Annotated in this window: 33 protein-coding genes; 17 read left to right on the forward strand and 16 right to left on the reverse strand. The window is 71.0% G+C overall.

What is annotated here, in order from left to right:
• Positions 1-83: 83 nt before the first annotated feature.
• From ACQPZF_RS40970 to ACQPZF_RS40980, 3 genes are all read left to right on the forward strand, one after another.
• On the forward strand, positions 84-761 hold the full coding sequence (locus ACQPZF_RS40970; RefSeq protein WP_433266482.1) for a hypothetical protein: 678 nt from the start codon (positions 84-86) through the stop codon (positions 759-761).
• A 107-nt stretch (positions 762-868) separates the two neighbouring features.
• A complete protein-coding gene (locus ACQPZF_RS40975; protein WP_433266483.1) occupies positions 869-1,507 on the forward strand; it encodes an HNH endonuclease family protein in 639 nt (212 codons plus the stop codon).
• Positions 1,507-1,755: a hypothetical protein gene (locus ACQPZF_RS40980; RefSeq protein WP_433266485.1), complete on the forward strand. Its 249-nt coding sequence runs from the start codon at positions 1,507-1,509 to the stop codon at positions 1,753-1,755. The genes ACQPZF_RS40975 and ACQPZF_RS40980 overlap by 1 nt, the downstream gene beginning before the upstream one ends.
• A 123-nt stretch (positions 1,756-1,878) precedes the next feature.
• On the opposite strand, the gene ACQPZF_RS40985 is transcribed toward ACQPZF_RS40980, so the two are convergent.
• Positions 1,879-2,976, reverse strand: coding sequence for an FUSC family protein (locus ACQPZF_RS40985; RefSeq protein ID WP_433266487.1), 1,098 nt, complete (start codon positions 2,974-2,976; stop codon positions 1,879-1,881).
• 5 nt (positions 2,977-2,981) lie between these two features.
• Entirely contained in the window at positions 2,982-3,389 is a 408-nt protein-coding gene (locus ACQPZF_RS40990) for a DUF3151 domain-containing protein (RefSeq protein WP_433266489.1), read from the reverse strand.
• Between the two features lie 290 nt (positions 3,390-3,679).
• Here ACQPZF_RS40990 and ACQPZF_RS40995 point away from each other — a divergent pair, with 290 nt between their 5' ends.
• Positions 3,680-4,816: a hypothetical protein gene (locus ACQPZF_RS40995; protein ID WP_433266491.1), complete on the forward strand. Its 1,137-nt coding sequence runs from the start codon at positions 3,680-3,682 to the stop codon at positions 4,814-4,816.
• Between the two features lie 85 nt (positions 4,817-4,901).
• On the forward strand, positions 4,902-6,092 hold the full coding sequence (locus ACQPZF_RS41000; RefSeq protein ID WP_433266493.1) for a serine hydrolase domain-containing protein: 1,191 nt from the start codon (positions 4,902-4,904) through the stop codon (positions 6,090-6,092).
• A gap of 17 nt (positions 6,093-6,109) precedes the next feature.
• Here the strand turns inward: ACQPZF_RS41000 and ACQPZF_RS41005 are convergent, their stop codons facing one another.
• From ACQPZF_RS41005 to fbaA, 5 genes are all read right to left on the reverse strand, one after another.
• Entirely contained in the window at positions 6,110-6,502 is a 393-nt protein-coding gene (locus ACQPZF_RS41005) for a PIN domain-containing protein (RefSeq protein WP_433266495.1), read from the reverse strand.
• Positions 6,499-6,819, reverse strand: a complete 321-nt coding sequence (locus tag ACQPZF_RS41010; protein WP_433266497.1) for a hypothetical protein — start codon at positions 6,817-6,819, stop codon at positions 6,499-6,501. The genes ACQPZF_RS41005 and ACQPZF_RS41010 overlap by 4 nt, the downstream gene beginning before the upstream one ends.
• A 100-nt stretch (positions 6,820-6,919) precedes the next feature.
• Positions 6,920-7,228, reverse strand: coding sequence for a hypothetical protein (locus tag ACQPZF_RS41015; RefSeq protein WP_433266499.1), 309 nt, complete (start codon positions 7,226-7,228; stop codon positions 6,920-6,922).
• Positions 7,225-7,518 (reverse strand): hypothetical protein, encoded by a 294-nt coding sequence (locus tag ACQPZF_RS41020; RefSeq protein ID WP_433266501.1) that lies wholly within the window; start codon positions 7,516-7,518, stop codon positions 7,225-7,227. Before ACQPZF_RS41020 ends, ACQPZF_RS41015 begins: the two co-directional genes overlap by 4 nt.
• Positions 7,519-7,706: 188 nt before the next feature.
• A complete protein-coding gene (gene fbaA / locus ACQPZF_RS41025) occupies positions 7,707-8,741 on the reverse strand; it encodes a class II fructose-bisphosphate aldolase (protein ID WP_433266502.1) in 1,035 nt (344 codons plus the stop codon).
• A 94-nt stretch (positions 8,742-8,835) separates the two neighbouring features.
• On the opposite strand from fbaA, the gene ACQPZF_RS41030 reads away from it, so the two are divergent.
• Positions 8,836-9,120, forward strand: coding sequence for a DUF427 domain-containing protein (locus tag ACQPZF_RS41030; protein ID WP_433266505.1), 285 nt, complete (start codon positions 8,836-8,838; stop codon positions 9,118-9,120).
• Between the two features lie 36 nt (positions 9,121-9,156).
• Here the strand turns inward: ACQPZF_RS41030 and ACQPZF_RS41035 are convergent, their stop codons facing one another.
• Positions 9,157-9,990 (reverse strand): LLM class F420-dependent oxidoreductase, encoded by an 834-nt coding sequence (locus tag ACQPZF_RS41035; RefSeq protein WP_433266506.1) that lies wholly within the window; start codon positions 9,988-9,990, stop codon positions 9,157-9,159.
• 110 nt (positions 9,991-10,100) lie between these two features.
• Between ACQPZF_RS41035 and ACQPZF_RS41040 the strand changes: the two genes are divergently transcribed.
• Both ACQPZF_RS41040 and ACQPZF_RS41045 read left to right on the forward strand, forming a co-directional pair.
• Positions 10,101-11,048 carry an aldo/keto reductase gene (locus ACQPZF_RS41040; protein WP_433266508.1) on the forward strand — a complete coding sequence of 316 codons (948 nt, stop codon included), beginning with the start codon at positions 10,101-10,103 and terminating at the stop codon, positions 11,046-11,048.
• 58 nt (positions 11,049-11,106) lie between these two features.
• The gene (locus tag ACQPZF_RS41045; RefSeq protein WP_433266510.1) at positions 11,107-12,036 is read left to right on the forward strand and encodes an SDR family oxidoreductase; all 930 of its coding nucleotides are present in this window, start codon (positions 11,107-11,109) and stop codon (positions 12,034-12,036) included.
• Between the two features lie 81 nt (positions 12,037-12,117).
• Here ACQPZF_RS41045 and ACQPZF_RS41050 read toward each other — a convergent pair whose 3' ends face one another.
• Positions 12,118-12,396 (reverse strand): YciI family protein, encoded by a 279-nt coding sequence (locus ACQPZF_RS41050; RefSeq protein ID WP_433266512.1) that lies wholly within the window; start codon positions 12,394-12,396, stop codon positions 12,118-12,120.
• An 82-nt stretch (positions 12,397-12,478) separates the two neighbouring features.
• Here ACQPZF_RS41050 and ACQPZF_RS41055 point away from each other — a divergent pair, with 82 nt between their 5' ends.
• The 6 genes from ACQPZF_RS41055 (at position 12,479) to ACQPZF_RS41080 (ending at position 18,011) form a co-directional block, all read left to right on the forward strand.
• Positions 12,479-13,057 carry a SigE family RNA polymerase sigma factor gene (locus tag ACQPZF_RS41055; protein ID WP_433266513.1) on the forward strand — a complete coding sequence of 193 codons (579 nt, stop codon included), beginning with the start codon at positions 12,479-12,481 and terminating at the stop codon, positions 13,055-13,057.
• A 742-nt stretch (positions 13,058-13,799) separates the two neighbouring features.
• The gene (locus ACQPZF_RS41060) at positions 13,800-14,690 is read left to right on the forward strand and encodes an ROK family protein (protein WP_433274948.1); all 891 of its coding nucleotides are present in this window, start codon (positions 13,800-13,802) and stop codon (positions 14,688-14,690) included.
• Positions 14,687-15,844: an N-acetylglucosamine-6-phosphate deacetylase gene (nagA, locus tag ACQPZF_RS41065; RefSeq protein WP_433266515.1), complete on the forward strand. Its 1,158-nt coding sequence runs from the start codon at positions 14,687-14,689 to the stop codon at positions 15,842-15,844. Before ACQPZF_RS41060 ends, nagA begins: the two co-directional genes overlap by 4 nt.
• A complete protein-coding gene (locus ACQPZF_RS41070; RefSeq protein WP_433266516.1) occupies positions 15,829-16,035 on the forward strand; it encodes a hypothetical protein in 207 nt (68 codons plus the stop codon). The genes nagA and ACQPZF_RS41070 overlap by 16 nt, the downstream gene beginning before the upstream one ends.
• Positions 16,036-16,044: 9 nt before the next feature.
• Positions 16,045-16,758 (forward strand): DedA family protein, encoded by a 714-nt coding sequence (locus ACQPZF_RS41075; protein ID WP_433266518.1) that lies wholly within the window; start codon positions 16,045-16,047, stop codon positions 16,756-16,758.
• Between the two features lie 83 nt (positions 16,759-16,841).
• Positions 16,842-18,011, forward strand: coding sequence for a glycoside hydrolase family 18 protein (locus ACQPZF_RS41080; protein ID WP_433266520.1), 1,170 nt, complete (start codon positions 16,842-16,844; stop codon positions 18,009-18,011).
• 27 nt (positions 18,012-18,038) lie between these two features.
• Here ACQPZF_RS41080 and ACQPZF_RS41085 read toward each other — a convergent pair whose 3' ends face one another.
• Complete coding sequence (locus tag ACQPZF_RS41085; protein ID WP_433266523.1) at positions 18,039-19,412, reverse strand: FAD-binding oxidoreductase; 1,374 nt, start codon at positions 19,410-19,412, stop codon at positions 18,039-18,041.
• Between the two features lie 127 nt (positions 19,413-19,539).
• On the opposite strand from ACQPZF_RS41085, the gene ACQPZF_RS41090 reads away from it, so the two are divergent.
• A complete protein-coding gene (locus ACQPZF_RS41090) occupies positions 19,540-20,205 on the forward strand; it encodes a DedA family protein (protein ID WP_433266525.1) in 666 nt (221 codons plus the stop codon).
• On the opposite strand, the gene ACQPZF_RS41095 is transcribed toward ACQPZF_RS41090, so the two are convergent.
• Positions 20,202-20,966, reverse strand: a complete 765-nt coding sequence (locus ACQPZF_RS41095) for a nucleoside/nucleotide kinase family protein (protein WP_433266527.1) — start codon at positions 20,964-20,966, stop codon at positions 20,202-20,204. The two genes, ACQPZF_RS41090 and ACQPZF_RS41095, sit on opposite strands and share 4 nt — an antisense overlap.
• Here ACQPZF_RS41095 and ACQPZF_RS41100 point away from each other — a divergent pair.
• On the forward strand, positions 20,923-21,879 hold the full coding sequence (locus tag ACQPZF_RS41100) for a LacI family DNA-binding transcriptional regulator (RefSeq protein WP_433266529.1): 957 nt from the start codon (positions 20,923-20,925) through the stop codon (positions 21,877-21,879). The genes ACQPZF_RS41095 and ACQPZF_RS41100 overlap by 44 nt on opposite strands.
• 13 nt (positions 21,880-21,892) lie before the next feature.
• Positions 21,893-22,657, forward strand: a complete 765-nt coding sequence (locus ACQPZF_RS41105; RefSeq protein WP_433266531.1) for a sugar phosphate isomerase/epimerase family protein — start codon at positions 21,893-21,895, stop codon at positions 22,655-22,657.
• Here the strand turns inward: ACQPZF_RS41105 and ACQPZF_RS41110 are convergent.
• From ACQPZF_RS41110 to pyrE, 5 genes are all read right to left on the reverse strand, one after another.
• The gene (locus tag ACQPZF_RS41110) at positions 22,638-23,726 is read right to left on the reverse strand and encodes a glycoside hydrolase family 76 protein (protein ID WP_433266533.1); all 1,089 of its coding nucleotides are present in this window, start codon (positions 23,724-23,726) and stop codon (positions 22,638-22,640) included. The two genes, ACQPZF_RS41105 and ACQPZF_RS41110, sit on opposite strands and share 20 nt — an antisense overlap.
• Before the next feature lie 26 nt (positions 23,727-23,752).
• Complete coding sequence (locus ACQPZF_RS41115; RefSeq protein ID WP_433266535.1) at positions 23,753-24,493, reverse strand: TrmH family RNA methyltransferase; 741 nt, start codon at positions 24,491-24,493, stop codon at positions 23,753-23,755.
• 22 nt (positions 24,494-24,515) lie between these two features.
• Complete coding sequence (locus tag ACQPZF_RS41120; protein WP_433266537.1) at positions 24,516-24,905, reverse strand: DUF2784 domain-containing protein; 390 nt, start codon at positions 24,903-24,905, stop codon at positions 24,516-24,518.
• Between the two features lie 63 nt (positions 24,906-24,968).
• Positions 24,969-25,658, reverse strand: a complete 690-nt coding sequence (locus ACQPZF_RS41125) for a hypothetical protein (protein WP_433266539.1) — start codon at positions 25,656-25,658, stop codon at positions 24,969-24,971.
• Positions 25,658-26,212 carry an orotate phosphoribosyltransferase gene (gene pyrE, locus ACQPZF_RS41130; RefSeq protein ID WP_433274950.1) on the reverse strand — a complete coding sequence of 185 codons (555 nt, stop codon included), beginning with the start codon at positions 26,210-26,212 and terminating at the stop codon, positions 25,658-25,660. The genes ACQPZF_RS41125 and pyrE overlap by 1 nt, the downstream gene beginning before the upstream one ends.
• Between the last annotated feature and the right edge of the window lie 40 nt (positions 26,213-26,252).

Here is a 26,252-nt window from a genome sequence, read left to right on the forward strand (position 1 = left end):
AAACTCCAAGCGGTTCGACGGGTAAGAGCGGAGCCTACGACGGCGCAGCCGTCACTTGCCGGTGGTTGAGGGTAGACCAGGAGATGAACGTGCGCGGAATCGTGTTGGCCTGCGGAAACTCGCAGTCGCCGGTGATCACTGACGGTGACCGGTTCGAGGTGCGCCAGGTGCCCGCCAGGCCGGGAAAGGCCGAGGTGGACCCGGTTTTCGCGGATTTGGGTGATGGACGTCTCATCGTGCACGGCACCGACGCCGACCTGAACGCGGTGGTGCTGCGGCTGCTCCGGACGGAGCGGCTCGACCGCGTCGCGGTCGGGTACGTGCCGGCCGACCCGGACTCGGACGTGGCCCGGGTGTGGGGCCTGCCGACGGACCCCGGCCGCGCGCTCGACCTCGCACTGTCGGGTGACCCCGACCGGGTGCCACTCGTCCGGGACGACGTGGGCGGCGTGCTGCTCGGGCTCGGCTCGCTCGGCCCGGTGCGCGGCGTCGGGTACGCGGACGACACGGTGGTGCTGCGCGGGCAGGCGAGCCGGCTCGAAGTGACGCCCGACCCGGACAACGGACTGGGCCTTCTGGTGAGCGTGATTCACAAGAGGCTTTTCACGCGGAAGGTGCGGACCACCGAAGGGCGTGCGTTCCAACTCGGCTGCCTGCCCGTGCAGGTGACGCTGGACGGCGTCGCGCACCCCCGACCGATGGGCAAGTGGACCTGGTACCGCCACACGGAGGATCTTCGGCTGGTGAGGGGATTGCAGTAACAAAGGGTTTATCCATAAGCCATTCGAGTGTCACTCCGAAGCATTGAGAAAGCCGGATAATTAGCCCAAGGTAATTCCGACAGCTTCCAACTAGGAAGGTCGGAATTATGTCAACGGTCAACAAAGCCGCGCGATTCCCGATCCCCCTGCTCCTGGCTGGTGCGCTCGCCCTCGGCCTGGCCACGCCCGCGGCGGCCACGCCGCCCGGCATCCCCAGCGCCGCCACGGCGAACTCCGAACTGGCGTCGCTGACGGTCGCGACGGAGGGCTCGATGACGGGCTACTCGCGCGACCTGTTCCCGCACTGGAGCACCGTTTCCGGCGCCTGCAACACCCGCGAGACGGTGCTCAAGCGCGACGGCACGAACGTGGTCACCGACGCCAACTGCGCCGCCACGTCCGGCCGCTGGTACAGCCCGTACGACGGGGCGACCTGGAGCGCGGCGTCCGATGTGGACATCGACCACATCGTGCCGCTGGCCGAGGCGTGGCGGTCCGGCGCGGCGTCGTGGACCACCTCCCGCCGGCAGTCGTTCGCCAACGACCTCGCCGGGCCGCAGTTGATCGCCGTGACGGACAACGTGAACCAGGCCAAGGGCGACCAGGACCCGGCGCTGTGGAAGCCGCCGCTCAGCTCGTACTGGTGCACCTACGCCAAGATGTGGGTGCACACCAAGTACCGGTGGGGCCTGAAGGTCAACTCCGGCGAGAAGACCGCGTTGCAGTCCATGCTCGGAAGGTGCTGATGGCCGACTACTCGTCCCCGCTGGTGGCCGGGCCCGGTGGCGTGATGACCGACGAGGTCGGCGTCGTCACGGGCGACCTGGAGCTGCGCACCACGCTGGTGGACGGCGTGCTGCGGGCGGAGGTGCGCTACGAGGGGGCGGACGAGTGGTACGGCGTGACCGGAGCCTCGTGCCGGATCGTGGACCCGCGTGACCACGCCGCCGTGCACGAGGTGCTCCTCGGGGTGCTGCACCGCCCCCTCGGCTGACCTCCGCGCACTCCGCGCGCCGAGGGTCGTGGCCGGTCTTCGCGGGCTGGATGTCGGCGCGGGCCTTGCGCGCCAAGCGTCGTTGCCGGTGTTGCGCGCAAGGATCGGCGCGGGTCTTGCGGGCTAGATGTCGTTGTCGCCCTTGCGCGTCAAGGGCGGCAACGACTCCGCTGCCTCCGCCCTGGTCAACCCGGTGGCCTGCAGGACGTCCACCGCGACCGACCGGATCTGCGCCAGCATCACGTTGGTGGAGAACCCCTCCCCGCCGAGCTGGTGGGCCGTCGTCACCCGCGCCGCGTCCCGGATCGCCGCACGGGCCCGCACCGGCTCCTCGCCACGGGCGAGTTCGGTGCGCAGCAGGTCGAGCGCGGACGCGTACTGCCGCAGCACGTCCGGCAGGATCTCGGGCACCTGCTCCTCGTACCGCAACGCCGCCGACGCCCGCCGCGCGAGCACCCGGGTGTTGCGCAGGGCGTAGTCGATCGGCGCGGCGGTCGCCCGGTAGCGGCCCAGCTCGTCCCGCCGACGCCAGCGGATCGGCGCGATGGTCGCGATCTCGCCGCCGGTCTGCAACGCGGTCTTGAAGTCGTCCACGGCCTCCTGGCTGCCGCGCAGCCGCGCCAGCACGCCCGCCGCCTGCACGGCGTCCTCCTCCTCGACCGCCTTGGCCACGCCGCGCAGCGCGGCCGTCAGCTCGCCGAACACCACCTTGGCCTGCCGGTGCGCCACGGTCAGCGGGTTCGCGGGCAGCAGCGCCGCCACCGCGAGCCCCACCAGGCCGCCCACCAGCGCGTCCACCATCCGGTCGAGCCCGCCGCCCGCGCTGGGCGGCAACAGGGTCGCCACCAGCACGGCCGACGAGCCCGACTGCAACGCGATCACCGCGCCGCCGTCCAGCAGCACCGCCGTGGACATGGCCAGGGCCACGACCAGCGCGATCTGCCACGGCCCGGAGCCGATCAGCGAGATCAGCACGTCGCCGACGCCGACCCCGACGGACACGCCGACCACCAGCTCCACCACCCGCCGCAGCCGCTGCCCGAGCGACACGCCCAGGCACACCACGGCCGCGATCGGCGCGAAGAACGGGTGCGCGTGCCCCACCACCGCCGTCGCGACGAGCCACGACAGGCCCGCGGCGAGCGCGGCCTGGCCGATCGGCAAGGCCGTGCTCTGCCACCGCTTGAGCCTGCGCGTCACCTCGTCGCGCACGGCGCCCACGGGGGTCAGCCCAGGCCGAGGGCGGCGGGGGCGGCCGGGTCGCTGTCGGCGAGGAACTTCCGGCAGCGCTCGTACTCCTCCGCCTCGCCGATCTCGTCGGCGGCGCGGGCCAGCGCGGCGAGGGCCCGCAGGAAGCCCTGGTTGCCCCGGTGCGACCAGGGCACCGGGCCGAAGCCCTTCCAGCCGGCGCGGCGGAGCTGGTCGAGACCGCGGTGGTAGCCGGTGCGGGCGAACGCGTACCCGGCGACCGGGTCACCGGTCTGGAGGGCGCGCTCGGCGAGCAGCGCCCAGGCCTCGCTGAAGTCGGGGTAGGCGCGGACGATCTTGGCCGGATCGGTGCCCGCCTCGGCGGCGGCCTGCGCCTCCGGCCGGTCGGGCAGCAGCGTCGAATCAGGGCCGAGCAGGTTTTCCATGTGCTCAGGATAGGAATACCCGGGCCGCGGCAGCGACCAGTGCCAGCACCAGCGCGGTCGCCACGAGCCCGGCGACGACCTTCTTGCCCATCATCGGCACTCCTCGTGTTCTCAGCGAACTCTCAGGCCCGCACCTTGCCGTGCTGGACCGAACAGAGCAATGCTCGTCACCCTTTCGCGCCGGCCGACCCAGGAATGCGCTGGTCACCGCCGCCCCCTAGGGGACACTCGGGGAAATACCAGGGCGGGTCACCCTTCCCGACCACCCACCCGGGACGCATCATGGGCGGGTGAAAACGGGGGTTACCGAACGCGTCGCGCAGTTCCGCGACCAGTACTGGGACCGGGGCGAGCCGGGGCGGGACACCCCGCCCGCGCTGGTCGCGGGCCTGTACCAGCTCTGGCTGCTCGGCCTGCTGCTGAAGCTCCTCGGGTCGTCCTGGGACGTCGCGTGGCACTTCAAGTGGCTGCGCGACGAACTGGCGCCGCCCCACATGATCAACACGCTCGGCACGGTGCTCGTGGTCGGGCTGACGCTCTTCCACACGTACACGGGGTACGGGGCGGACCGGCGCGCGCTGCGGCTGATGCAGTGGGGCACCGGCATCTTCCTGGTGGCGCTGCCCATCGACCTGATCAACCACCGGATCAACGGCCTGGACATCACGTCGTGGAGCGGCTCGCACGCCCTGCTGTACCTGGGCACGGCGATCATGCTGGCGGGCGCGCTGCGCGGGTGGCTCCGGTCGTACCCGGAGTCGCGGTGGCGGGTGCCCGGACTGGCCGCGCTGTGGTTCTTCTTCCTGGAGAACATGTGGTTCCCCAACCAGCACCAGGAGTACGGCGTGCTGGAGATCGCGTCGTGGGACCGGGGCGACCCGTACGCGGAGCCGATCCTGCTGCAGTTCGCGGCGGACCAGATCGGGCGTCCGGTGGACCGCGAGTCGATCGTGCAGTTCTCGCTGCCCATCCCCGACTGGGTCTACCCGGTGTGGGGCCTGATCGCGGCGGCGCTGGTGCTCGTGGTGGCGCGGCGGACCATCGGCAGGCGGTGGGCGGCGACCGCGGTGGCCGCCGGGTACGTGGCCTACCGGTGCCTGATCTGGCCGCTGCTGGCGGGCGCGGACTTCCCGCTGTCGGCCGTGCCGCTGTTCCTGGTGCTGATCGGGCTGGCCGTGGACGCGGCGCACCTCGGCCGGGTGCCCGCGCCGGTCGCGGCCGTGCTGGGCTCGGCGGCGGTCACCGGCCTCGGCTACGGCGGGATCTGGGCGCAGCAGGCGCTCGACGCGGCCCCGCCGATCTTCTACCCGTCGGCGGCGGCGACGTTCGTGGTGCTCAGCGTGCTGTGGACGGTCGGCGACCTGGTGGCGCGCCGCTGGGAGCCTGCGGCGGGCCGGCCCTTCCGGGTGGGGGCAAACCCCCTCTGAGGACGGGTGCCCGCCGGCTTCGGCGGAGCGCCGGGATTCCCCAGGATTGATCACGCTCCTGTCGATCGAACCTGGGGGATCCCCGATGACCCGACGTTTCCGACCACGCGCTGCCCTGGCCGCCGTCCTGGCGGTCGCCCTGACCGTGGCGACGGCGGGCGCCGCCGACGCCGGTCCGCGCGACCTCTCCCGGACGGCCCAGCGGTTCGTGGACGCGGGCGTGCCCGGCGTGGTGGTGCGGGTGGACGACGGCCGCGGCCGGCCGGTGGAGATCGTGCGGCAGGCGGGGTGGTCGGTGAGCGACCACCGGCTGGCGGCCGACGACGAGTTCCGGATGGCGTCCAACACCAAGACCGTGACCGCGACGATCCTGTTGCAGCTCGTCGCCGAGGGCCGGGCCGGGCTCGACGACCCGGTCGGGAGGTGGCTGCCGGGCGTCGTGCCGAACGCGTCGGCGATCACGTTGAGGATGCTGCTCAACCAGACCAGCGGCCTGTTCGACTTCCTGAACGACGCGGCCACCCTGGAGCTGCTGCTGGGCCGCACCTCCCGCCCGTGGCGGCCGGCGGACCTGCTGGCCGTGGCGTTCGCCCACCCGCCGCTGTTCGCGCCGGGGGAGCGGTGGAACTACAGCAACACCAACTACACCCTGCTGGGCGTGGTGCTGGAGAAGATCACCGGCCGGCGGTACACCGACCTGGTCACCCAGCGGATCGTCAAGCCGCTGCGGCTCAAGGACACCTACCTGCCGACGGACGAGGAGTTCGAAGGCCGGCACGCCCACGGCTACGAGCCGGACGCCGAACACCTGGTCCCGCTGTTCCCACCCGGCACGCCCATCGGCGAGGGCTTCGCGGGCCCGCAACACCACGACCGCGTGAACACGACCGGCATCGACCTCAGCGCGGCGTGGGCGGCCGGCGGCCTGGTCTCGACCGCCCGCGACTGGAACGTCTACCTGTCGGCCCTGATGTCCGGCCGGCTGATCCCGCGGGCGCAGCTAGAGCAGATGAGGACGGCCGTTCCGCAGGGCGGCGGCTCCGACGACGGCTACGGCCTGGGCCTGATGGAGGTGCACACCCCCTGCGGCACGGTCTGGGGCCACTCCGGCGGCTTCCCGGGCTACCGCAGCCACAACTACACCGACCGCACCGGCCGCCGCACCGTGACCGTGCTGGCCACCACCACCTACGGGTTGCGCACCCCCGAGGCCGCCGCCGCGCAGGAGGAGATGGTCGACGCGGCCGTGTGCCGGATGTACGGGAAGACCGGCTGACCGGTGTCGACCACAGGTCAGACGACGACGAGTGGCAGGCGCACCCCGGCCGCGTCGGCGAGCTTCCCCAGGTCACCGGGATCAGAGGTCATCACCGCACACCCGTGGCTGATCGCCCCGATGACGACTGCCGCGTCGACAACATCCGCGGTACCGGCCAAGGCGAGCAACCGGCCGACCGCTTCCGCGACGTCTTCGTTGAACGGAACAGATCTGCACATCCGACGCAGCATTGCCACCGGCGCCTGCCGAGGGGTCGCCCGCCACACTTGCGCCAACACCACTGTGGGCAACAGTGCGGGCGTGCCCTTTTCCAGCGCGTCACGACATGCTCCGTATACGCGCCCTCTGGGGTTTCTCTCGACGTTGATCAGCGCACCGGCATCCAGGATCAAGCCGCGCGTGGTCAACCCGCTCGCCTCTCGTTCGGCAACCCGAGCAACCGCGCCAGCGCCGCGGTCCTCGCCGCCGTGTCCTCCGGCGACTCGGGCGCGCCAACGCCGGCCTCGGCGAGCTGAGCGCGGATCCGCTCCAGCTCCTCCGGATCCGGCTCGTCGAACCTCGCCGCGTACTCCTGGGCAGCGGCCTGGGCTTCGGCCAGGTCCGCAGCGGCTTCCGCCGCCTCCGCCAGCCACGTCGACAACGGCACACCCGCCCGCTCGGCCGCCCGCCGAGCCCGCGCGGTCACCGTGTCGGGCAGGGACACGCTCAACTTCTCTACCGCCATAACGACAGGGTAGGCCTTCGAGTACTACCACGGTAGCACCATGATCCACCACGCCACCGCCCAGCCTCGAACCCGGCAGCTCCGCCGCGCACGCCCGCGCCTACGGATGAGGACCGATCGTGATCACGGTCAGCTGACCATCACCAGGACCGTAGATCCACCAGATGCGCCATGCGGACAGCGTCTTGTTCTCGACATACGACTCCCACAACGTGGCACCATCCGGCCCCGGAACCGACTTGTAGTCGTGCGAGTGCAGGCCGGGGTGACGCGGCCCGGCCTGCTCCAGCAGGCGAAGTGCTTTGCGGACCTTCTGGAGTTTCGGCGCGTACTGCTGCTTGGACCGGAGATCTTCGATGACATTCTCGGCCTCACGGGTGTACAGCAGGACGAACGGTGGAGCGCTCACGCGTCTTCGGCATCCTCATCGTCAGCGGTGACCCAGTCCAGACGCCGCACGTTGCCCTCTGCCGCATCCGCCAGGCCACGGAACAAGGAGGCGCGCAGTTCTTCGTTCTCCCAGACCGCCAGTTCGCGTTTCGGGATGCTGGCCAACGGAGTCAACAGGATCGCGCCGTCAGCGTTGACGGAAACCGCGTAACGGTCGTTCTTGTGCGCACCGGCCTTGCCGACAGCCACCCGCGCGCGTTCGTCAGCGGTCACTTCGGCGACGGGCCGGAAGTCGTCGAGTACCGACATGTGCCCTCCTCACCTCATGTCAGGTGCAGAAACGACGATACCCCCAGCGGGGTAAGTGGGCAATACCCACCTATCCGCTGCGGTGGTCGGCCGTCTGGCACCGGCCACTCTCGACTTCGGCTGATCAGGACCTCGAAGACGAAACGGCTCCCTCCACGGAGGAGGGAGCCGTTTCACACGATCGGGGGTCAGCCGGCGATCATCCGGCCCGAGGACTTCAGGTGCTCGCACGCCTGCGCGATGCGGGCGGCCATGCCCTGTTCGGCTGCCTTCAGGTAGCTGCGCGGGTCGTAGGCCTTCTTGTTGCCGACCTCGCCGTCCACCTTGAGCACGCCGTCGTAGTTGGCGAACATGTGGCCCACGATCGGGCGGGTGAAGGCGTACTGCGTGTCGGTGTCGATGTTCATCTTGATCACGCCGTACGAGACCGCCTCGTGGATCTCCTCCAGCAGCGAGCCCGAGCCGCCGTGGAACACCAGGTCGAACGGCTTCGAGCCGGGGGCCAGGCCCAGCTTCCCGGCCACCACGTCCTGACCCTGCTTCAGGATCTCCGGGCGCAGCTTCACGTTGCCCGGCTTGTAGACGCCGTGCACGTTGCCGAACGTCGCGGCCACCAGGTAGCGGCCCTTCTCACCGGTGCCGAGGGCCTCCACCGTCTTCAGGTAGTCCTCGGGCGTGGTGTACAGCTTCTCGTTGATCTCGTTGGCGACGCCGTCCTCCTCGCCGCCGACGACACCGACCTCGATCTCCAGGATGATCCGCGCCTTGGCGGCGGCCTCCAGGAGTTCCGCCGCGATCTTCAGGTTCTCGTCCAGCGGCACGGCCGAGCCGTCCCACATGTGCGACTGGAACAGCGGGTTCAGGCCGCGGTCCACCCGTTCCTGGCTGATCGCGACCAGGGGGCGGACGTAGCCGTCCAGCTTGTCCTTCGGGCAGTGGTCGGTGTGCAACGCGATGTTCACCGGGTACTTCTCGGCGACCACGTGCGCGAACTCCGCCAGCGCGACCGCGCCGGTCACCATGTCCTTGACCTTGGTGCCCGAGGCGAACTCGGCACCACCGGTCGAGACCTGGATGATGCCGTCGCTCTCGGCCTCCGCGAAGCCGCGCAGCGCCGCGTTGAGCGTCTCGGACGAGGTGACGTTGATCGCGGGGTAGGCGAACTCGTTCGCCTTGGCCCGGTCAAGCATCTCGACGTAGACCTCGGGGGTTGCGATGGGCATCGGTGGTCCTCCTCGGGTGCCCGGAACGCGGTGTCGCGCAGCATCCTACGGGCACCGCCCGGCGAGAGAAGTCGATCACCGGCATAGTGGAGCCATGGCGATCGCACGGTGGAACGGCGAGATCATCGCCGAGAGCGACAAGACGGAGATGGTGGAGGGGAACCACTACTTCCCCCTGGAGTCCGTGCACACCCACTTCCTGAGGCCGTCGGACACCACGTCGGTGTGCCCGTGGAAGGGGACGGCGAACTACTACACCCTGCACGTGAACGGTGAGGACAACCCCGACGCCGCGTGGTACTACGCGGAGCCCAAGGAGGCGGCGGCCAACATCAAGGGCCACCTCGCCTTCTGGCACGGCGTCGAGGTCTCCGACTAGTCCGATCCCCGGGGCGGTTCCGCGCCGCCCCGGGCCTCACGGCTGCTCCGCCAGCGCGGCGGCCAGCTCGCGGAACGCCTCGGACGTGTCCTGCCGCTCGCCCAGGAGCTGCACGGACACGTGGTCGGCCCCCGCCTCGTGGTGTTCGCGCAGCCGGCGCGCGACCCGGTCCACGGAGCCCCACGCCACCAGCGCGTCGACCAGCCGGTCGCTGCCGCCGTCCCGCAGGTCGTCCTCGGTGAAGCCGTTGCGCAGCCAGTTGTTGGCGTAGTTCTCCAGCGTCAGGTAGTAGCCGAGGTTCTGCCGGCCGATCTCCCGCGCCTTCGCCGGGTCCTCCTCCAGCACCACGTGCTGCTCGGGCGCGAGCACGGTGCCCGCGCCGATCGTCTCGCGAGCCCGTGCGGTGTACTCCGGTGTCACCAGGTAGGGGTGCGCGACGCTGGTGCGCGCGGCGGCCAGGCGCAGCACGCGGGGGCCGAGGGCGGCCAGGGCGAGGCGGTCGCGGGGGACGTCCAGCTCGTCCAGGTAGTGCACCAGCTTCTGGTACGGGCTGTGATACACCTCACCGAGGTTCTCCCGGTGGCTCGCGCCGATGCCGACCAGGAACCGGTCGGTCCACGCCAGGTCGCGGTAGCCCGCGTTGACCTCGGCCGCCGGGGTGGTCCACACGTTGAGGATGCCGGTCGCCACGACCAGCCGGTCGGTGGCGTCGAGCAGCTCCGACACCAGCCCCAGGACGCCGCCGTCCGGCGCGGCGCCCAGCCACAACGTGCCGAAACCGAGTTCCTCCAGCCCGGCCGCGGCGTCCGCCCGCCCTTCCCAGCTACTCGCCATGGCCCACACGCCGAACCTGCCCAGCTCCACGGTCATTCCGACTCCTCTCGAAACTCGGGGTCGACCACGGCAACCTGTCCGCCCCACCATTTAGTCCAGGCTGTGACGTTCGGCGCGATCGGTGTTCTTCGGGTTGGCTTCGCCCCATGACGAGACTGGGAACCAGCGACCTCGACGTGTCCCGCCTCAGCCTGGGCGGCAACGTGTTCGGGTGGACGGCGGACGAAGAGGCGTCGTTCGCCGTGCTCGACGCGTACGTCGAGGCCGGTGGCAACTTCGTGGACACCGCCGACGTGTACTCGGCATGGGGTCAGGGGCACGTCGGCGGCGAGTCGGAGACGATCATCGGCCGGTGGCTGCGGGCGCGCGGCAACCGGGACCGGGTCGTCGTCGCCACCAAGGTCGGGATGCTCGGCGTGGGCGGGCTGGACAACCTGAAGCCGGCGACGATCGCCACCGCCGTCGAGAACTCGCTCACCCGGTTGGGTGTCGACCACATCGACCTGTACTACGCCCACCAGGACGACCTGGAGACGCCGCAGGAGGAGGCGCTGGCGGCGTTCGACGCGCTGGTGAAGGCGGGCAAGGTCCGGCACATCGCGGCGTCGAACTTCACCGCCGCGCGGTTGACCTCCGCGCTCCGGGTGTCCGAGCGCGAGGGGTTCGCCCGGTATGTGGCGCTCCAGCAGCACTACAACCTCGTGGACCGGTCCTACGAGGGCGAACTGTCGGCCGCCGTCGCCGATGCCGGGCTGTCGTCCGCGCCGTACTGGTCGCTCGCGCGAGGCTTCCTGACCGGGAAGTACCGGCCGGGCGTGGCCGTGGAGAGCGTGCGCGCGACCGCCGCGTCCAAGTACCTGGACGACCGCGGCCTGCGGATTCTCGCCGCGCTGGACGAGGTCGCCGCCGCGCGCGACACCACGGTCGCGGCCGTGGCGCTGGCCTGGCTCGCCGACCGGCCGACCGTCGCCGCGCCCATTGCCAGCGCGCGGACCGTCGCGCAGTTGGCCGACCTGCTGCCCGCGCTGGAGCTGGAGCTGAAGGCCGACGAGATGGCCAAGCTGACCGCCGCGAGCGATCCCACCGCCTCGTGACCCGACCGGGAACCCTTGTCCAAGTGACTTAACTCAGCAGTAGCTTACTGACGGTAAGTTGCGTTACGGTGACCTCCAGGCGAACCCGTTCGAGGAGGTCACCGTGGACGTTGCGGGCAAAGTTGTGCTGATCACCGGCGCGGCGAGGGGCATCGGCGCGGAGGTGGCCCGCCGCTTGGCCGCCAAGGGCGCGAAGGTGGCGCTCGTCGGGCTGGAGGGCGATCAGCTGCGCGAGGTCGCCGAGCAGTGCGGTGGACGGGCGTGGGAGGCCGACGTCACCGACTGGCAGGCGCTGGAGACCGCCGTCGACGGCGTGGTCGAGCACTTCGGCGGCATCGACGTGGTGGTGGCCAACGCGGGCATCGCCGCGACCGGCTTCGTCCGGTCCATCGACCCGGCCGCGTTCGAACGGGTCATCGAGGTCAACCTGCTCGGCGTGTGGCGGACCGTCCGCGCGTGCCTGCCGCACCTGATCGCCGGCCGGGGCTACTGCCTGGTGGTGTCGTCGCTGGCCGCGATCGTGCACATCCCCGGCAACGCGGCCTACTCGGCGGCCAAGGCGGGCTGCGAGGCGTTCGCGGACAGCCTGCGCGCGGAGGTCAAGCACCTGGGCGTGGACGTCGGCGTCGCGTACTTCTCGTGGATCTCGACCGACATGGTGAACAGCGCCGACCAGCACCCGGTGTTCGGCCCGCTGCGCAGCGGGATGCCCGGACTGGCCGGCAAGAAGTACCCGGTGTCCGACGTCGGCCGGGGCGTCGTCCGGGCCATCGAGCGCCGGTCCAAGGCCGTGCACGTGCCCGGCTGGGTCGGCGCCTTGAAGATCTTCCGGGCGTTCACCCCGAGGGTGGTGGACCAGCAGGCGGCGGGCCAGGTGCCCGCCGCCGACCGGGAGATGGCGAACGGCGACCGATCGGAGCTGCCCAGCCTGGTCGGACCCGGTGGCCAGGCGGCGGGCCTGAAGAAGCCCGCGCCCAAGAAGCGGTAGGGCCAGGCTCCGTGGACAGCCGGCGCTGAAGCCGGACTCCCGTGGACAGCTAGCGCTGGAGCTAGAGCCCCGTAGACAGCGTCAGAGCCAGACACCCATGAGCGGCTGCCACTCGTGCACGCGCGTCTCGGCCACCACACCGGCGGGCGTGTACGGGTCGGCGGCGAGCACCGCCTTCAACTCGGCCTCATCCGCGACGTCGTAGACCAGCACAGCTCCCGACTGGTCCGCGTACGGCCCGGACACCAGCAACTTGCCCTGCTCGACCAACGTCGCCAGGTAGTCCCGGTGCGCCGGCCGGACCGCCACCCGTTCATCCTGGTTGTCCCCGAACACCAACTCGACCACGAACCGGGCCACCGTCCACCTCCACCTGGGACCAACGCCGACTGAGACCAACGCTGCCCTCGAAGCTACCCGCCGACGAGGTACCGTCTTTTCCGTGGTCGGTCCGGAACAGAACAGCGGCGGCATCGCGCGTGTGCAGGACACGCTCACGAACCTGCGCATCCAAGACGGCGTGGCCCCACCCCCCACCGGCCCGTTGACACTGGAGGACCTCTACCGCCAACACCGGATGAGGCTCGTCCGACTGGCCCTGCTCCTCGTGGACGAGCCGGCCACGGCGGAAGACGTGGTCCAGGAGGCCTTCACCGGCCTCCACCGGAACTGGTCCAACCTCCGGGACGCCCAAGCGGCAGTCGGCTACCTGCGCACCGCCGTCGTCAACGGCTCACGCAGCGTGCTGCGCAGACGCAAGACAGCCCGCGACTACACCCCACCCCACGTGGCGAACGCCCGTTCGGCGGAGAGCCTCGCCATGCTGACGGCCGAACACCAGGCGGTCGTCGCGGCACTCTCCCAGCTACCGCCCCGCCAACGCGAGGTATTGGTGCTGCGCTATTACGGAGACCTCTCGGAAGCGGAAATCGCCGAAGCGACAGGCATCTCCAAGGGCACCGTGAAAAGCACGGCAAGCAGAGCCCTGGACGCCTTGCAGAAAATCATGGCCGGCAACTAACAACACACCGCCTAAGCACGCCACACGCAACACCCACGCTTCAGCAGTGGCGCGCGCAGCGCGCACACCCCCGGTTGGGCTGCGTGTCATCCCCGTATGGCCTGCCCGCAGGGAACCGCGCTTGTCAAGGAGGTGCAAGCACGCTTTTCGCTTGCACCTCCTTGACAAGGGTGGTGGTCTTTGACCAGGCCATACGGGGATGGCACGACGCCCGAGTCCTGCTTTTGTGATCATCCTTGGCGGCCTGCCCAGCGGCGAGCGCCGCTCTTCGTCGAAGCGCGATCGCGTCCGCTCTTCGTCTCAAAAGATTAAAAGCGGACGCTCGCCGCTTGGCAGGCCTCCGGGGAGGGAAGGGCAAGGCGTCGCGTTCTCCCCGCATGACTTGTCAAAGACCACCACCCTTGTCCAGGGAGCGCAAGCGAAAAGCGTGCTTGCGCTCCCTGGACAAGCGCGGTAGCCCTGCGGGCAGGCCATACGGGGAGAACACGAGGCCCCTCTTTGTGCTCGCGCAGGCTTCTTGCTGGTGGGTCGGCTTGTGCTTCTGGCCGGGCGGTCGGGTTGGTGTTGTGGGTGTGTGAACGGGGTGGGGGGGTTTGGGTGGGTTCCGGGGGTTGGGGCTGGTGTGTTGTGGCGGGTGCGGAGGGTGGGCGGATGTTGTACCGGGTGGGGGAATCGTGCACTTGGTATAGACCAATGGCGGTGGGATGCCGCACTATCGGTCCTCGTGGCGCGCACTAGACACGTGATAGCCGTCGATGTCGGCGGTACTGAGACCAAGGCCGCTCTGGTGGCCGGCACCGCTCGCGAAGTGCGAGCGGTGAAGCAACGGCGTCGGGCTACCACCCGGGATGCCGAGGCGGTGGTCGATGAAGTGGTCTCGTTGGTCGAGGAGTTGCGTGCCGGTGTCGACGTGGAGGCGGTCGGCCTGGTCGTCCCGGGTGTCGTGGACGAGGACAACGGCATCGGCGTGTACTCGGCCAACCTGGGCTGGCAGGACTTCCCGTTCGTCAAGCAGGTCGAGGCCCGGACCGGGTTGAAGACCTCGTTCGGGCACGATGTGCGGGCCGGCGGGTTGGCCGAGTTGCGCATCGGGAACGCCCGGGGGCTCCAGGACGCGGTGATCATGCCGATCGGCACGGGTATCGCGGCGGCGTTGGTGCTGGACGGGCGGATCTACCGGGGTGACGGCAGCGTCGGCGAGATCGGCCACGTCGACGTCGGCCACGGCGACCCGTGCGGCTGCGGCCAAACGGGTTGTGTGGAGGCTCGGGCCTCGTCCGCGGCCATCGCGCGCCGGTACGCCGAGCGGACCGGGCAGCCGGTCAGCGGCGCCGCCGACGTCGCGAAACTGGTCCGAGCGGGCGACCCGGACGCGGTGACCGTGTGGCAGGAAGCGGTGGATGCCCTGGCTAGGGGCATTCTGCTGGTAGCGGCTCTACTGGGTCCGGAGGCGGTGGTCCTGGGCGGTGGTCTCGCGCTCGCCGGGCCGCTGCTCACGGATCCCTTGCGGGACCGGCTGGACGGGTTGATCACCTTCCAGCGGCGTCCGGAACTGCGGCTTGCGGCGTTGGGTGACGAGGCCGGCTGCCTCGGCGCCGCGCTGCTGGCCATCGACATGCTGGAGGAGAGATGAGCACGTGGGGTGGACCGGTGGACGTGACCCTGACCGGTGGTCGGGTCGTCACGCCCGACGGAGTGCTCGACCGAGGCTGGGTGGCGGTGCGCGACGGGATGATCGCCGCCGTCGGCGAGGGGGCCGCCCCGGATGGCCCGACCACGGACCTGGGAGGCGGCTGGCTGGTGCCGGGGTTCGTGGACATCCACTGCCACGGTGGCGGTGGTGAGGCGTTCACCAGCGCCGATCCGGACCGGGTGCGCAAGGCCGCCGCCGCGCACCGCCGGCACGGCACGACGACGATGCTGGCGAGCCTGGTGTCCCGCCCGATCCCGGAACTCGCCGACCAGGTGAAGGCGCTGGCCGAGCTGGTGCAGGACGGCGTGGTCGCGGGCATCCACCTGGAAGGGCCGTTCCTGTCGGCCGCCCGCTGCGGAGCACACGATCCCGCCATCCTGTGCCCGCCCGACCCGGACTCGGTCGACCAGCTCCTCAAAGCCGGTCGCGGCACGGTCCGGATGGTCACCATCGCCCCGGAGCTGGAGCACGGCGTCGAGGCGGTCCGCCAGCTTGTCGACAACGATGTCCTGGCCGCGATCGGCCACACGGACGCGACCGAAGCCCAGATCCGGCCCGCCGTGGAGGCCGGAGCGAGGGTGGCGACGCACCTGTTCAACGGGATGCGCCCGCTGCACCACCGGGAGCCCGGTCCGATCGGCGCGCTGCTGGACGACGAGCGGGTCACCGTGGAGCTGATCTGCGACCTGGTGCACCTGCACCCGACGGCGGTCCGGCTGGCCGCCCGGCACGCGGGCGTGGGGCGGACCGTCCTGGTCACCGACGCGATCGCGGCGGCGGGCGTGGGCGACGGCGTGTACGACGTGGGCGGGCTGGAGGTGCGCGTCGTGGACGGCGTGCCGACGCTCGCGGGCGGCGCTTCGCTGGCCGGCAGCACGCTCACCATGGACGCGGCGTTCCGCAACGCCGTGCAGTCCTGCGGCCTGACCGTCGCGGAGGCGGTCAACGCCACCTCGACCCGGCCCGCGCAGCTACTCGGCCTGGCCGGCCGGACCGGCGAGATCAAGGCCGGCCTGGCCGCCGACCTGGTGGTGCTGGACACCGAGTTCCGGCCGCACGAGGTGATGAGCCGGGGCGAGTGGGTGAAAGACTGACCGGCGTGCCCGACGACCACGAGCGGCTGGTGGCCGACGCCCTGCGCGCGCAGGCCACCAGCACCGGCAGCGTGCCCGCCCCGACGTTCCGCCCGGCCCGGCCGGCGCCGGGCGCGGGGTGGGTGCTGCTGCTCGCCGTGCTGCTCGGGCTGGCGGCCGGAACGGTCGTGGCGGTGATCACGCTCCGCTGAGCCTGTACGGTGGTTCGCGTGACGGTCGCGCTCGCCTCCACCTCGCTCGCCCTCGGCCCGGAGTGGCTGGACCCGCAGAAGCTGCTCGAAGGACTCGGGCCGTACATGCTGGTCGGCCTGTGCTTCATCGTGTTCGCCGAGTGCGGTCTGCTGGTCGGGTTCTTCCTGCCCGGCGACTCGCTGCTGTTCACGGCGGGCCTGTTCGTGGCGAACGGCGTCCTGGACTACCCGCTGTGGCTGGTGTGCCTGCTGCTCACGGTCTGCGCCCTGGTGGGCAACGTGGTGGGCTACTGGATCGGCTGGCGCGCGGGACCGGCGCTGTTCAACAAGCCGGAGTCGAAGATCTTCAAGAAGGAGTACGTCGACAAGACGCACGAGTTCTTCGACAAGTACGGCGCGCGGGCGATCGTGATGGCGCGGTTCGTGCCGATCGTGCGGACGTTCATCACGGCGATGGCCGGCGTGGGCCGGATGGACGCGCGGAAGTACTTCACGTACTCGCTCGTCGGCGGTGTGGCGTGGGCGGCGGGGCTCACGGTCCTGGGCTACTTCCTGGGCCAGATCCCGTTCGTGCGCGAGAACCTGGAAATGATGCTGATCCTGATCGTGCTGATCTCGATCGTCCCGATCATCATCGAGGTCATCAAGGCCCGGCGGGAGCGCAAGACCGTGCTCGCGCAGGAGGCAGACGACATCACGCAGCAGTTCAAGCGCCTCGACTGACGGCCGGTTTCCCGGCCGTTCCCGGCCGTGCTCGGCTGATCAGCGGTTGACCGCGCCCCTCATTGGTCTGTACCAGTTGAGGGGTGCTCCGTAATGCGCTGACCGCGTGCGCGGTCCTCCTGCTCCTGGCGACCGGCACGACGGTGCCCGCAGCGGCCACGGCGGCCGGCCCGCGCGCCGTCATCGGGGCGTACTACGGCAACTGGTACAGCGGGTCGAAGCCCATCTCGCAGATCCCGTCGGACACCCCCGTCACGCACCTGTTCTACGCGTTCTCCACGATCGAGGACGGCCGGTGCGCGCTCAACGCCCCCACCGCGGCCAAGGACTTCGCCGACATCACGGACCTCAAGCGCCGCAAGCCGTCGCTGAAGGCCCTGATCTCCATCGGCGGCTGGGGCGCGGGCGGCTTCTCCGACGCGGCGCTGACCCGCGCGGCGCGGCAGGCGTTCGTGGGGTCCTGCGTGGACCGGTTCTTCAAGCAGCACAAGGGCGTCTTCGACGGCGTGGACGTCGACTGGGAGTTCCCGGTCTACGGCGGCCCCACCGAGATCACGGACCGGCCGGCGGACAAGCGCAACATGACCCTGCTGGTCCGCGAGTTCCGCCGCCAACTGCCCCGCGGCGCGCTCGTCACGGCGGCCCTGCCCACCGGCCGGTTGCAGACCGACGGCTCCTACGACCCGGCCCGGAGCTTCGAACTCGGCGCGCTGGGCCGGGAACTCGACTTCATCACGCTGATGACCTACGACATGGGCACCAGCTTCTCCCCGGTGGCCACGTTCAACGCCCCGCTGCGTGAGGTCCGCGAAGACCCGATGCCCGCCGCGGACCGGCGCTGGAACAACGTGGCCGGCGCCGTCGACTACTACCTGAAGCACGGCGTGTCACCGCGGAAGCTCGTGCTCGGCACGCCGTTCTACGGGCGGGGCTTCCAGGTGCGCTCGGAAGGCCCGGACCACGGGCTGTACCAGCCGTACGAGAGCACGTTCTGGGTCGACGGGGTGGACGCGGTGCAGCGGTTGAAGGCGACACCGGGCTGGCGCGAGCACTGGCACCCCGTGGCGCAGTCGCCTTGGCTCTACCACGCGGCCGAACGGAAGTTCGTGAGCTTCGAGGACCCGCGCTCGATCGGCATCCGGGCCCGGTACGCCAAGCACCGGGGGCTGCTCGGCACGTTCATGTGGGAACTGGGCAACGACGACGCCCGGCACAGCCTGCTCACCGCCATGGCCCGCCCGTTCACGAGCTGAACACCGGGCCGGGGGCTGAACACGAGGTCAGGGGCTGAACATCGAGCCGGGGTTGAACAGGTTCCCTGGGTCCAGCGCCTTCTTGATCTCGCGGTGGACCCGGAGCCCCACCGGGCCGATCTCGGTGGCCAGCCAGTCACGCTTGATCCGGCCGATGCCGTGCTCGCCGGTCACCGTCCCGCCCAGGGACAGCCCCAGCCCCAGAATCCGGTCGAACGCCTCCCGCGCCCGCGCGAACTCGTCCTCCGAACCGGGGTCGTACACGATCGTCGGGTGCATGTTGCCGTCGCCGGCGTGCCCCACCACCGCGATCCGCAGCCGCACCTCGGCGCTGATCAGCTCGCACCCGGCGATCAGCTCGGCGATCCGCGTCCGGGGCACGCACACGTCGTCGGTCAGCCAAGCGCCGTAGACCTCCAGCGCCGTCAACACCGCCCGGCGCGCGGTCAGCAGGTCACGGCCCTCCGACAGGTCGTCGGTGGCGTACGTCAGGTCCGCGCCCGAGTCGACGCACACCTGCTCGATGGCGGCCAGCTCGCGCCGCGCGGCCTCCCCGCCGGCGTCGGACTGGCAGATCAACAACGCCGCACCCGCGTTCAGGTCCGTCTTCAGGTACCGCTCGACGGCCTCGATGGACGTCCGGTCCATGATCTCCATCAGCGACGGCACCACGCCCTCGCGCACGACCCGGGCCACCGCCGCACCCGCGTCCGCGGTGTTGTCGAACGTCGCCACGAGCGTCGAAGGGGCCTGCGGCAGCGGGCGCAGCGCCAAGGTCGCCCGGGTGATGACGCCCAACGTGCCCTCGCTGCCGACGAACAGCTTGGTGAGGTCGTACCCGGCGACGCCCTTGACCGTGCGCCGACCGGTCTTCAACAGCGAGCCGTCCGCCAACACCACTTCGAGGCCCAGCACGGAGTCGGTGGTCACCCCGTATTTCACACAGCACAGCCCGCCCGCATTGGTGGACAGGTTTCCGCCGATGGTGCACCAGTCATAACTCGACGGATCGGGCGGGTAGAACAGCCCGTGCTTCTCCACGGCGCCGCGCAGGTCGAGGTTCACCACCCCCGGCTCCACCACGGCCAGCCGGTTGTCGGGGTCGATCTCGACAATGCCGTTCATCTTCGTGGTGACCAGCACCACACACCCGGCAACGGCGTTGGCGGCGCCGGACAACCCGCTGCCCGCGCCCCGCGGCACGATCGGCGTCCCGGCCGCGGCACAGGCCCGGACCACGGCCTGGACCTGCTCGGCGGACGTGGGCAGGACCACGGCCAAGGGCTGCCCGAAAGGCGCGAGCGGCATCATGTCGCGCTCGTAGGCGGACGTCACGTCGGCATCGGTCAACACCGCACCCGGACCCACGGCCGCGCGCAATTCGGCGAGCAACGCCTCCATGCCCTCACGCTAGCCGCCGGAACGCACCGTGCACGAGTGGCTGCGCAGCGAACCGGTCGCCCAGCTTTCGACAAGCGTTAGCCCGGAGTGGCTCTACCGGTGGCGGCAGCCCACGTAGGGTGGCGTCGTGTTGTCCGCAACGTCCGAAGCTGTCGCATTCGCTCCGCTGGAGACCGCAGGCCCGCTGGCCGTGTGGCTCATCACGCTGAGCTTCGTCTTCTTCGAGTGCGCGTTCATCTTCGGCCTTTTCCTGCCCGGCGACTCGCTGCTGTTCGCGGCCGGCGTCGTGCTCGCGCAGCACGACGGCGAGCTGAGCGCGTGGCTGCTCTCGGTCGCCGCCATGATCGTGGCCGTGGTCGGCAACCAGATCGGCTACTACATCGGCCGGCACACCGGGACCAGGCTGCTCGCCCGGCGCGGCGGCAAGGTGCTCAACAAGGAGAACCTCGCCAAGGCCCGCGACTTCCTGGACCGCCGGGGCTTCTGGGCCATCGTGCTCGCGCGGTGGATCCCGTGGGTGCGGACGCTGGCCCCGATGATCGCCGGCGCGGCCCGGATGGACCCGCGCAGGTTCATGCTGGCGACCACCATCGGGGCGCTGGCCTGGGTGCCGACGCTGGTCCTGGCCGGGTACTACGGCGCGGGCCTGCTGACGGCCGTGCCGTGGCTCCAGACGGTGGCCGTGATCGCGAGCGTGGCGTTCTTCGTCGTCGGCACCGCGTACGGCCTCTTCCGGTACCGGCAGGAGATGCGGAAGCCGGTCGAGGAGGAGATCAGCTCGCCGAGCAACTAGCGCACCTCGGTGATGAGCAGGTCGGCGGTGGACCTGGACGCGTTGACCAGCAGCGCGTTGACGTGGTCGGGGCCGTTGAGCACGCGGTCCCGCGCCTCCTCCACCGACCGCCCGTAGCGGACGTGCCGGTCGATCAGCCGGGCCACCCGCAGGTCCTCGTCGATCAGCAGGAACCAGGCTTCGTCCAGCACCACCCGCACGCGCTGCCACTTGTCGTACCGCATCAGCAGGTAGTTCCCCTCGGTCACGACCAGCGGCACGTCCGGCGGCACCGGCACGGCGCACGCCACCGGCTCCTCGATCTCCCGCCGGAACTCGGGCGCGTAGACCACGTCCGGCCCGCACGCCTTGAGCCGGCCGAGCAGGTCGACGTAGCCGGGGACGTCGAACGTGTCCGGCGCGCCCTTCCGCTCGGCGATGCCGAGCCGCTCCAGCTCCCGCTGCGCCAGGTGGAACCCGTCCATCCCGACCAGCGCCGCGACCCCGCCCAGCGCGTCCACCAGCCGCCGCGCCAGGGTCGACTTGCCCGAGCCGGGCGCACCGCCGATACCCAGCAGCTTCCGCTCCCCGGCCTCGGCCAGGGACCGGGCCCGCTCGACCAGGTAGTCGAATTCCACCGTGTCATTGTGCCGCTGCTTCGCGTGCCGACGCAGCAACCGCGAGTGAACACCGGTAGGGTTCCCGCAATCGCTTGCGTAGGCCGAACGGGGCACGTCCATGGTCACCATGAAGGAGGTCGCCGCGCTGGCGGGCGTCTCCATCACCACGGTCTCACACGTGATCAACCAGACGCGGTCGGTCGCGTCGAGCACCCGGGAACGGGTGCTGAAGGCGATCGACGAGACCGGCTACACGGGTGACGCCATCGCGCGGTCGCTGGTCACCGGCGGCACGAAATCGCTGGGCCTCGCGGTGTCCCTGGTGTCGCACCCGTACTTCGCGGAGCTGATCGCGGCCATCGAGGGGGAAGCCACCCGGGCCGGCTACACGCTGGTGCTGATCGACACGCGGGACTCCGCCGAGTCGGAGAAGGCGGCCGTCCGGATGCTGCGGTCGCGTCGGGTCGACGGGGTGCTGCTCACGCCCACCGCCGGGTCCGCGGCGCTGCCCGAGCTGCGCCGGATGGGTGTGCCGACGGTGCTGGTGGACCGGCTGACCGTCGCGCAGGACCTGGACCAGGTCGGTCCGGAGAACGTGCAGGCCACCTCCACGCTGGTGCGGCACCTGGCGGAGCAGGGACACCGGCGGATCGGCCTCGTCACCGGACCGCCGGGGCTCGCGACCACCGACGAGCGGATGCTCGGCTACCGGCTGGGCCTGGGCCGCGCGGGCCTGGCGTGGGACGAGGAGCTGGTCACGCGGTCGCTCGACCCGCTGCTGGGGCGGGCGTCGGCGGTCGTGGTGAGCGACCACCAGGTGCTGATGGACGTGTTGCGCACGGCTCGCGCGCGGGGCGTGCGGATCGGCGCCGACCTGGCGCTGGTGACCTACGACGAGGTGGAGTGGGCCGAACTCGTCGACCCGCCGCTGACCACCATGGCGCAGCCCGTCGAGGAGATCGGGCGGACGGCGGTGCGGCTGCTGCTGGCGCGCATCGCGGACCCCGAGCGGGCGCCGGAGACGATCCGGCTGCCGCCCGCGCTCAAACACCGCCGATCGTGCGGGTGTCCCTAGTACCGTTGCGCCCGTGTTGGTACCCGGCTTGGTTTCGGTGACCTTCCGTGCGCTCTCCGTTCCCGAAGTGGTGGATCTGGCGCGGTCGTGCGGGTTGTGGGCCGTCGAGTGGGGTGGCGGGGTGCACGTGCCGCTGCACGACCTGCCGGCCGCGCGGGACGCGCGGAACCGTTGCGCGGACGCGGGGTTGACCGTCCCGTCGTACGGCTCGCGCTACCGGGCGGGCGTGACGGATCGCGCGGAGTGGTCCGGCGTCGTGGCCACGGCGGCGGAGCTGGGCGCGCCGCAGGTCCGGGTGCGGGCCGGGGACAGCGGGTCGGCCGAGACGTCGGCGGAGCAGCGTTCCGTTGTGGTGCAAGCGATCCGTGACGCGGCGGAGCGGGCCGAGGACTACGGGGTCCGGATCGCGGTGGACTACCGCCGGCACACGCTGACCGACACGCTGGAGTCGGCGACCCGCCTGTACGCGGAGGTCGGGCACGGCTCGGTGGCGCCGTGCTGGCAGCCGCGCGGTGCGCAGGACGTGGCGAGCGCCGTGGAGGAGGTGCGCACGCTGCTGCCGAGGCTGACCACCGCGCACGTGTTCTCGCGGAACGCGGCCGACGACCGGCTTTCCCTTGCGGCACGGGAGGACCTGTGGCGCCCGGTGCTCGCGGAGCTGGCGCGCGACGGCGTGGACCGGTACGCGCTGCTGGAGTCCGTGGCGGACGACTCGCCCGAGCGGTTCCGGATCGACGCGGCGGCGCTGCTGTCGTGGATCACCGCCGTGGCGCCGTGAAACCGTTGCGCTCCAACGAAGCCGCCGCTTCGAGCGCCATCCACCCGCCGAGCTGGACGGACAGGTCCCGTTCCGCACTGGTCCTCGTCGGCTCGCCGGCGGGCTCCGTCCACTCCGGACTGAACAGCGGACCGCTCACCACCGAGGTCCGGTTCTCCCACACCGCTTCCGCCGACGCGAACACGAGTTCGGCCGCCGTAGCGGCTTCCGGCCGGTCGAGCCGCACCGCCGCGAGGGCCAGGTACCGCATCAGGATCCCGCTGAACAGCCCGCCGTCACCGCCGCCGTGGCCGCGCAGCACGCCCCCGGTTGCGAGGTTCTCGTCCACGGCCGTGATGAGGCGGGCGGCCCGGTCGGCGTACTGCGCGCTGCCGAGTTCGACGCACGCGCCGAGCACCACGCCCTGGCAGTAGGTGTAGATGGTCTTCTCGACCTCCCGGATGGACCCGTCCGGGTCGACGTGCAGGCCGTCCCAGTACAGACCGGTCCCCTCGTCCCTGAGGTGGTCCTCGATCCAGTCCACGATGGACCGCGCGCGACCGAGATCCCCGTACGCGCCACCGGTTTCCGCGAGCCGGGCGAAGAAGATCGCCGCCGGGCCGTTGGCGGGCACGTTCTTGAAGTCGTCGTTCCGCCGCCACCAGATCCCGCCGCCGCCGTGGTCGGTCCACCCGTCCCGCAGCCTGCGCGCGATGGCGTCGACGGCCTTGGGCTTCGCGACACCGGCCGCGGCGGCGCGCTGCAACGCCAGTCCCAGCCACGCGATGTCGTCGTAGAAGTCGTTCGTCCAGCCGACGAGGTTGCGCACCCGGATGCCGCGCACCAGCCGCCGGACGACGTCGAGCCGCGCGACGGTGGGCGAGCGAAGCTGCGCGTCGAGGACGCAGTCCAGCAGGTGCGCCTGCCACCAGTAGCCGAACCGGAGGTGCAGCTTGCCGGGCCAGTCCACCGGCCAGCTTGCCGAGCCGAGCACGGTGCCCGGCAGCCCCCAGACCCGCCGCAGGTGGCGGGACTGGACGGCACGCTCGGCCACGCCCGCGCGGGCGGCGAGCAGCTTGGGCGTCGTCACACCGACCAGCTTGCGCACTTGACCGTTCAAGAAGCTCGCCGGAACAGTTCCCAGTGGTAGAGCGCCATCGCGACGCTCGTGGTCAGGTTGTAGCTGGACACCTTCGGCCGCATCGGCAGCGACACGACCCGGTCGGCCCGCTCCCGCACGGCGTCCGACAACCCGTGCCGCTCGGACCCGAACGCCAGCACGGCGTCGTCGGGTATCCGCACGTCCCGCAGGTCTTCGCCGTCGGCGTCGAACGCGATCACCTCGCCGCCGATCCCGTCGAGCCCGTCGACACCACCGACGCCGGCCAACCGGCCCACCGGCAGGGCGAAGTGCAACCCGGCACTGCCCCGCACGACGTTGGGGTGCCACGGGTCGACATCCCCGACCGACACCACGCCACCGGCGCCCAGCCCGGCGGCCACCCGGATCACCGCGCCGAAGTTGCCGAGGTTGCGCGGGTTGTCCAGCAGCACCAACGGCGCGGTCCGTGCGACCGGTCCCGGGTCGGAACCGGTCCGTGCGACCAGCCCCGGGTCGAAACCGGGCCGGTCGGCCAGCCCGCCGACACCGGTCGGGTGCGCCCGCCCGATCACCCGGGTGAACTCGGCGGCGTCGACCTCCCGCGCCCGTTCCGCGAAGACAGCGACCAGGTCGGGCGCGTGGGACCGGGCGAACGCCAAGGCCTTCTCGGCATCGAGCACCAGGAGGGGATCGACGTCCCCACCGAACCGCAGCGCGTGCTTGACCGCGTGGAAACCCTCCAGCGTGACCCTCATCGGGCCATCATGGCGAAGCCCGTCAGCGCTGATTGGGGGACGCCACGGAACCGCACGGGTGGTGAGCCCGCCGCTTCAGGTAGTAGCCGGCCCACGACCCGACCACCACGAGCCCCACCAGGAGTTGCACGGTGCCCGCCGCGGATTCCGGGTACAGGACGCCGTCGATGTACGTGTCGATGAAGCCGGTGGCCAGTGCCGGCTGGCCGGAGGCGGCGCGGAAGGTGTTCTCCAGCCACGTCAGCGGGCAGTCCAGCGGGAACGTGACGACCAGCAGGCCCCACGCCGCCATCGCCAGGTGCGGGTAGATCAGGCGGGGCCAGCGCCAGGCCAGGAAACCGCCCACGACCAGGAAGAGCAGCACTCCGAAGTGGACTACCACGACCAGTTCGGCGAGCGCGCGCGCGACCATAGCGACCTCCCTGTACTCCAGGGTAGGCCGGGCTGCCGGCCAGTGCGCGCCATATAACGCGCGTCACCCGCGGGGCAGCGCCTGCCAGGGAACCCGGGACGCCACGTCCAGCAGCAGGTCGGCCAGGTGCCCGAGCGGTGCCTGGAGGATCGGGCCCGGCACGGCCGCCGCCATGTTGTGCTCGTCGAACGCGATCGCCACGCCGTTCGCCCGCGGGTCCTGGAGCAGCGCCTGGGGCAGGCCGGACGCGAGCAGCGCCGACGCGAACGCCGGGTTCTTGCGCCGCACCTCGTAGCGGGCGTCGAAGGCCGGGTCGCCGGTGGCCACGAACTGCTCGAACAGGCCCCACACGCTGTCGTTGCGCGGGCTGATCAACACCCACGGACCCGGCATCGGGCGGGGCACGACGACCACCGAGTACGTCCGGTACTCGGAGGTCACCATGTTGTCCGCGCGCAGCACCACCTCGACCGCCAGCACGGGCACGCCGCGCCAGTGGCCGACGAGCTGGAACTTCACCCGGCTCCGGTCGGCCTCCAGCATCCGGCCGATCTGCGGCACGCGTTCCTGGAAGCCCTGGTCCTCGCCGACGAACCGCCAGCCCAGGGAGGCCTCCAGGGCCCGCATCCCCTGCTCCCACTGGTTCACGAACTGCCGGTTCGTGAACGGGTTGCGCTTGCGCCGCGCCAACCCCACGGCCACCCCCGCCCCGAGGATCGCCAGCACCACCAGTAGCAGGATGAGGCCTGCCATCAGGCCAAACCGAGATCGGCGAGGTCCAGCAGGTAGCGGTACGGCAGGCCTTCGGCCTCGATCACCTCACGCGCCCCGGTGCCCCGGTCCACGACGGTCGCGACACCGACGACCTGCGCGCCCGCCTCGCGCAACGCGGCCACCGCCGTCAACACGCTGCTACCGGTCGTCGACGTGTCCTCGACCGCGAGCACCCGCTGCCCCGCGACCTCGATGCCCTCGATCCGGCGCTGCATCCCGTGCTGCTTGGTCGCCTTGCGCACCACGAACGCGTCCAGCACGTCCCCGGTCGCGGCGGCGGCGTGCATCATCGCGCACGCGACGGGATCGGCGCCCAACGTCAGCCCGCCCGCCGCGACGTAGTCCCAGTCGGCGGTGAGCTGGCACAGGAGCTTGCCGATCAAGGGGGCGGCGGCGTGGTGGAGCGTCGCGCGCCGCAGGTCGATGTAGTAGTCGGCCTCGGCCCCCGAGGACAACGTCACCCTGCCGTGCACGACGGCCAACTCGCTCACCAGCCGCGCCAGTTCAGCCTTGGCGCCGGAGTCCAGAACCACTTCAGTTCGCACGGCTCCCAAGACTGTCATACGCCCGTAC

Origin of the sequence: Actinosynnema sp. CS-041913 (assembly GCF_050942485.1) — a bacterium.
Classification (GTDB): domain Bacteria; phylum Actinomycetota; class Actinomycetes; order Mycobacteriales; family Pseudonocardiaceae; genus Actinosynnema.

Bases quoted from the DNA above. Each gene is read 5' to 3' on its own strand.
- ACQPZF_RS40980 (WP_433266485.1), top strand. From the start codon at position 1,507: ATGGCCGACTACTCGTCCCCGCTGGTGGCCGGGCCCGGTGGCGTGATG.
- ACQPZF_RS41120 (WP_433266537.1), bottom strand. From the start codon at position 24,905: ATGGTCGCGCGCGCGCTCGCCGAACTGGTCGTGGTAGTCCACTTCGGA.
- nagA (WP_433266515.1), top strand. From the start codon at position 14,687: ATGAGCACGTGGGGTGGACCGGTGGACGTGACCCTGACCGGTGGTCGG.
- ACQPZF_RS41100 (WP_433266529.1), top strand. From the start codon at position 20,923: ATGGTCACCATGAAGGAGGTCGCCGCGCTGGCGGGCGTCTCCATCACC.
- ACQPZF_RS41035 (WP_433266506.1), bottom strand. From the start codon at position 9,990: ATGACCGTGGAGCTGGGCAGGTTCGGCGTGTGGGCCATGGCGAGTAGC.
- ACQPZF_RS40970 (WP_433266482.1), top strand. From the start codon at position 84: ATGAACGTGCGCGGAATCGTGTTGGCCTGCGGAAACTCGCAGTCGCCG.
- fbaA (WP_433266502.1), bottom strand. From the start codon at position 8,741: ATGCCCATCGCAACCCCCGAGGTCTACGTCGAGATGCTTGACCGGGCC.
- ACQPZF_RS41020 (WP_433266501.1), bottom strand. From the start codon at position 7,518: ATGTCGGTACTCGACGACTTCCGGCCCGTCGCCGAAGTGACCGCTGAC.
- ACQPZF_RS40990 (WP_433266489.1), bottom strand. From the start codon at position 3,389: ATGGAAAACCTGCTCGGCCCTGATTCGACGCTGCTGCCCGACCGGCCG.
- ACQPZF_RS41040 (WP_433266508.1), top strand. From the start codon at position 10,101: ATGACGAGACTGGGAACCAGCGACCTCGACGTGTCCCGCCTCAGCCTG.
- ACQPZF_RS41125 (WP_433266539.1), bottom strand. From the start codon at position 25,658: ATGGCAGGCCTCATCCTGCTACTGGTGGTGCTGGCGATCCTCGGGGCG.
- ACQPZF_RS41010 (WP_433266497.1), bottom strand. From the start codon at position 6,819: ATGGCGGTAGAGAAGTTGAGCGTGTCCCTGCCCGACACGGTGACCGCG.
- ACQPZF_RS41000 (WP_433266493.1), top strand. From the start codon at position 4,902: ATGACCCGACGTTTCCGACCACGCGCTGCCCTGGCCGCCGTCCTGGCG.
- ACQPZF_RS41030 (WP_433266505.1), top strand. From the start codon at position 8,836: ATGGCGATCGCACGGTGGAACGGCGAGATCATCGCCGAGAGCGACAAG.
- ACQPZF_RS41085 (WP_433266523.1), bottom strand. From the start codon at position 19,412: ATGGAGGCGTTGCTCGCCGAATTGCGCGCGGCCGTGGGTCCGGGTGCG.
- ACQPZF_RS41115 (WP_433266535.1), bottom strand. From the start codon at position 24,493: ATGAGGGTCACGCTGGAGGGTTTCCACGCGGTCAAGCACGCGCTGCGG.
- ACQPZF_RS41095 (WP_433266527.1), bottom strand. From the start codon at position 20,966: ATGGAGACGCCCGCCAGCGCGGCGACCTCCTTCATGGTGACCATGGAC.
- ACQPZF_RS40975 (WP_433266483.1), top strand. From the start codon at position 869: ATGTCAACGGTCAACAAAGCCGCGCGATTCCCGATCCCCCTGCTCCTG.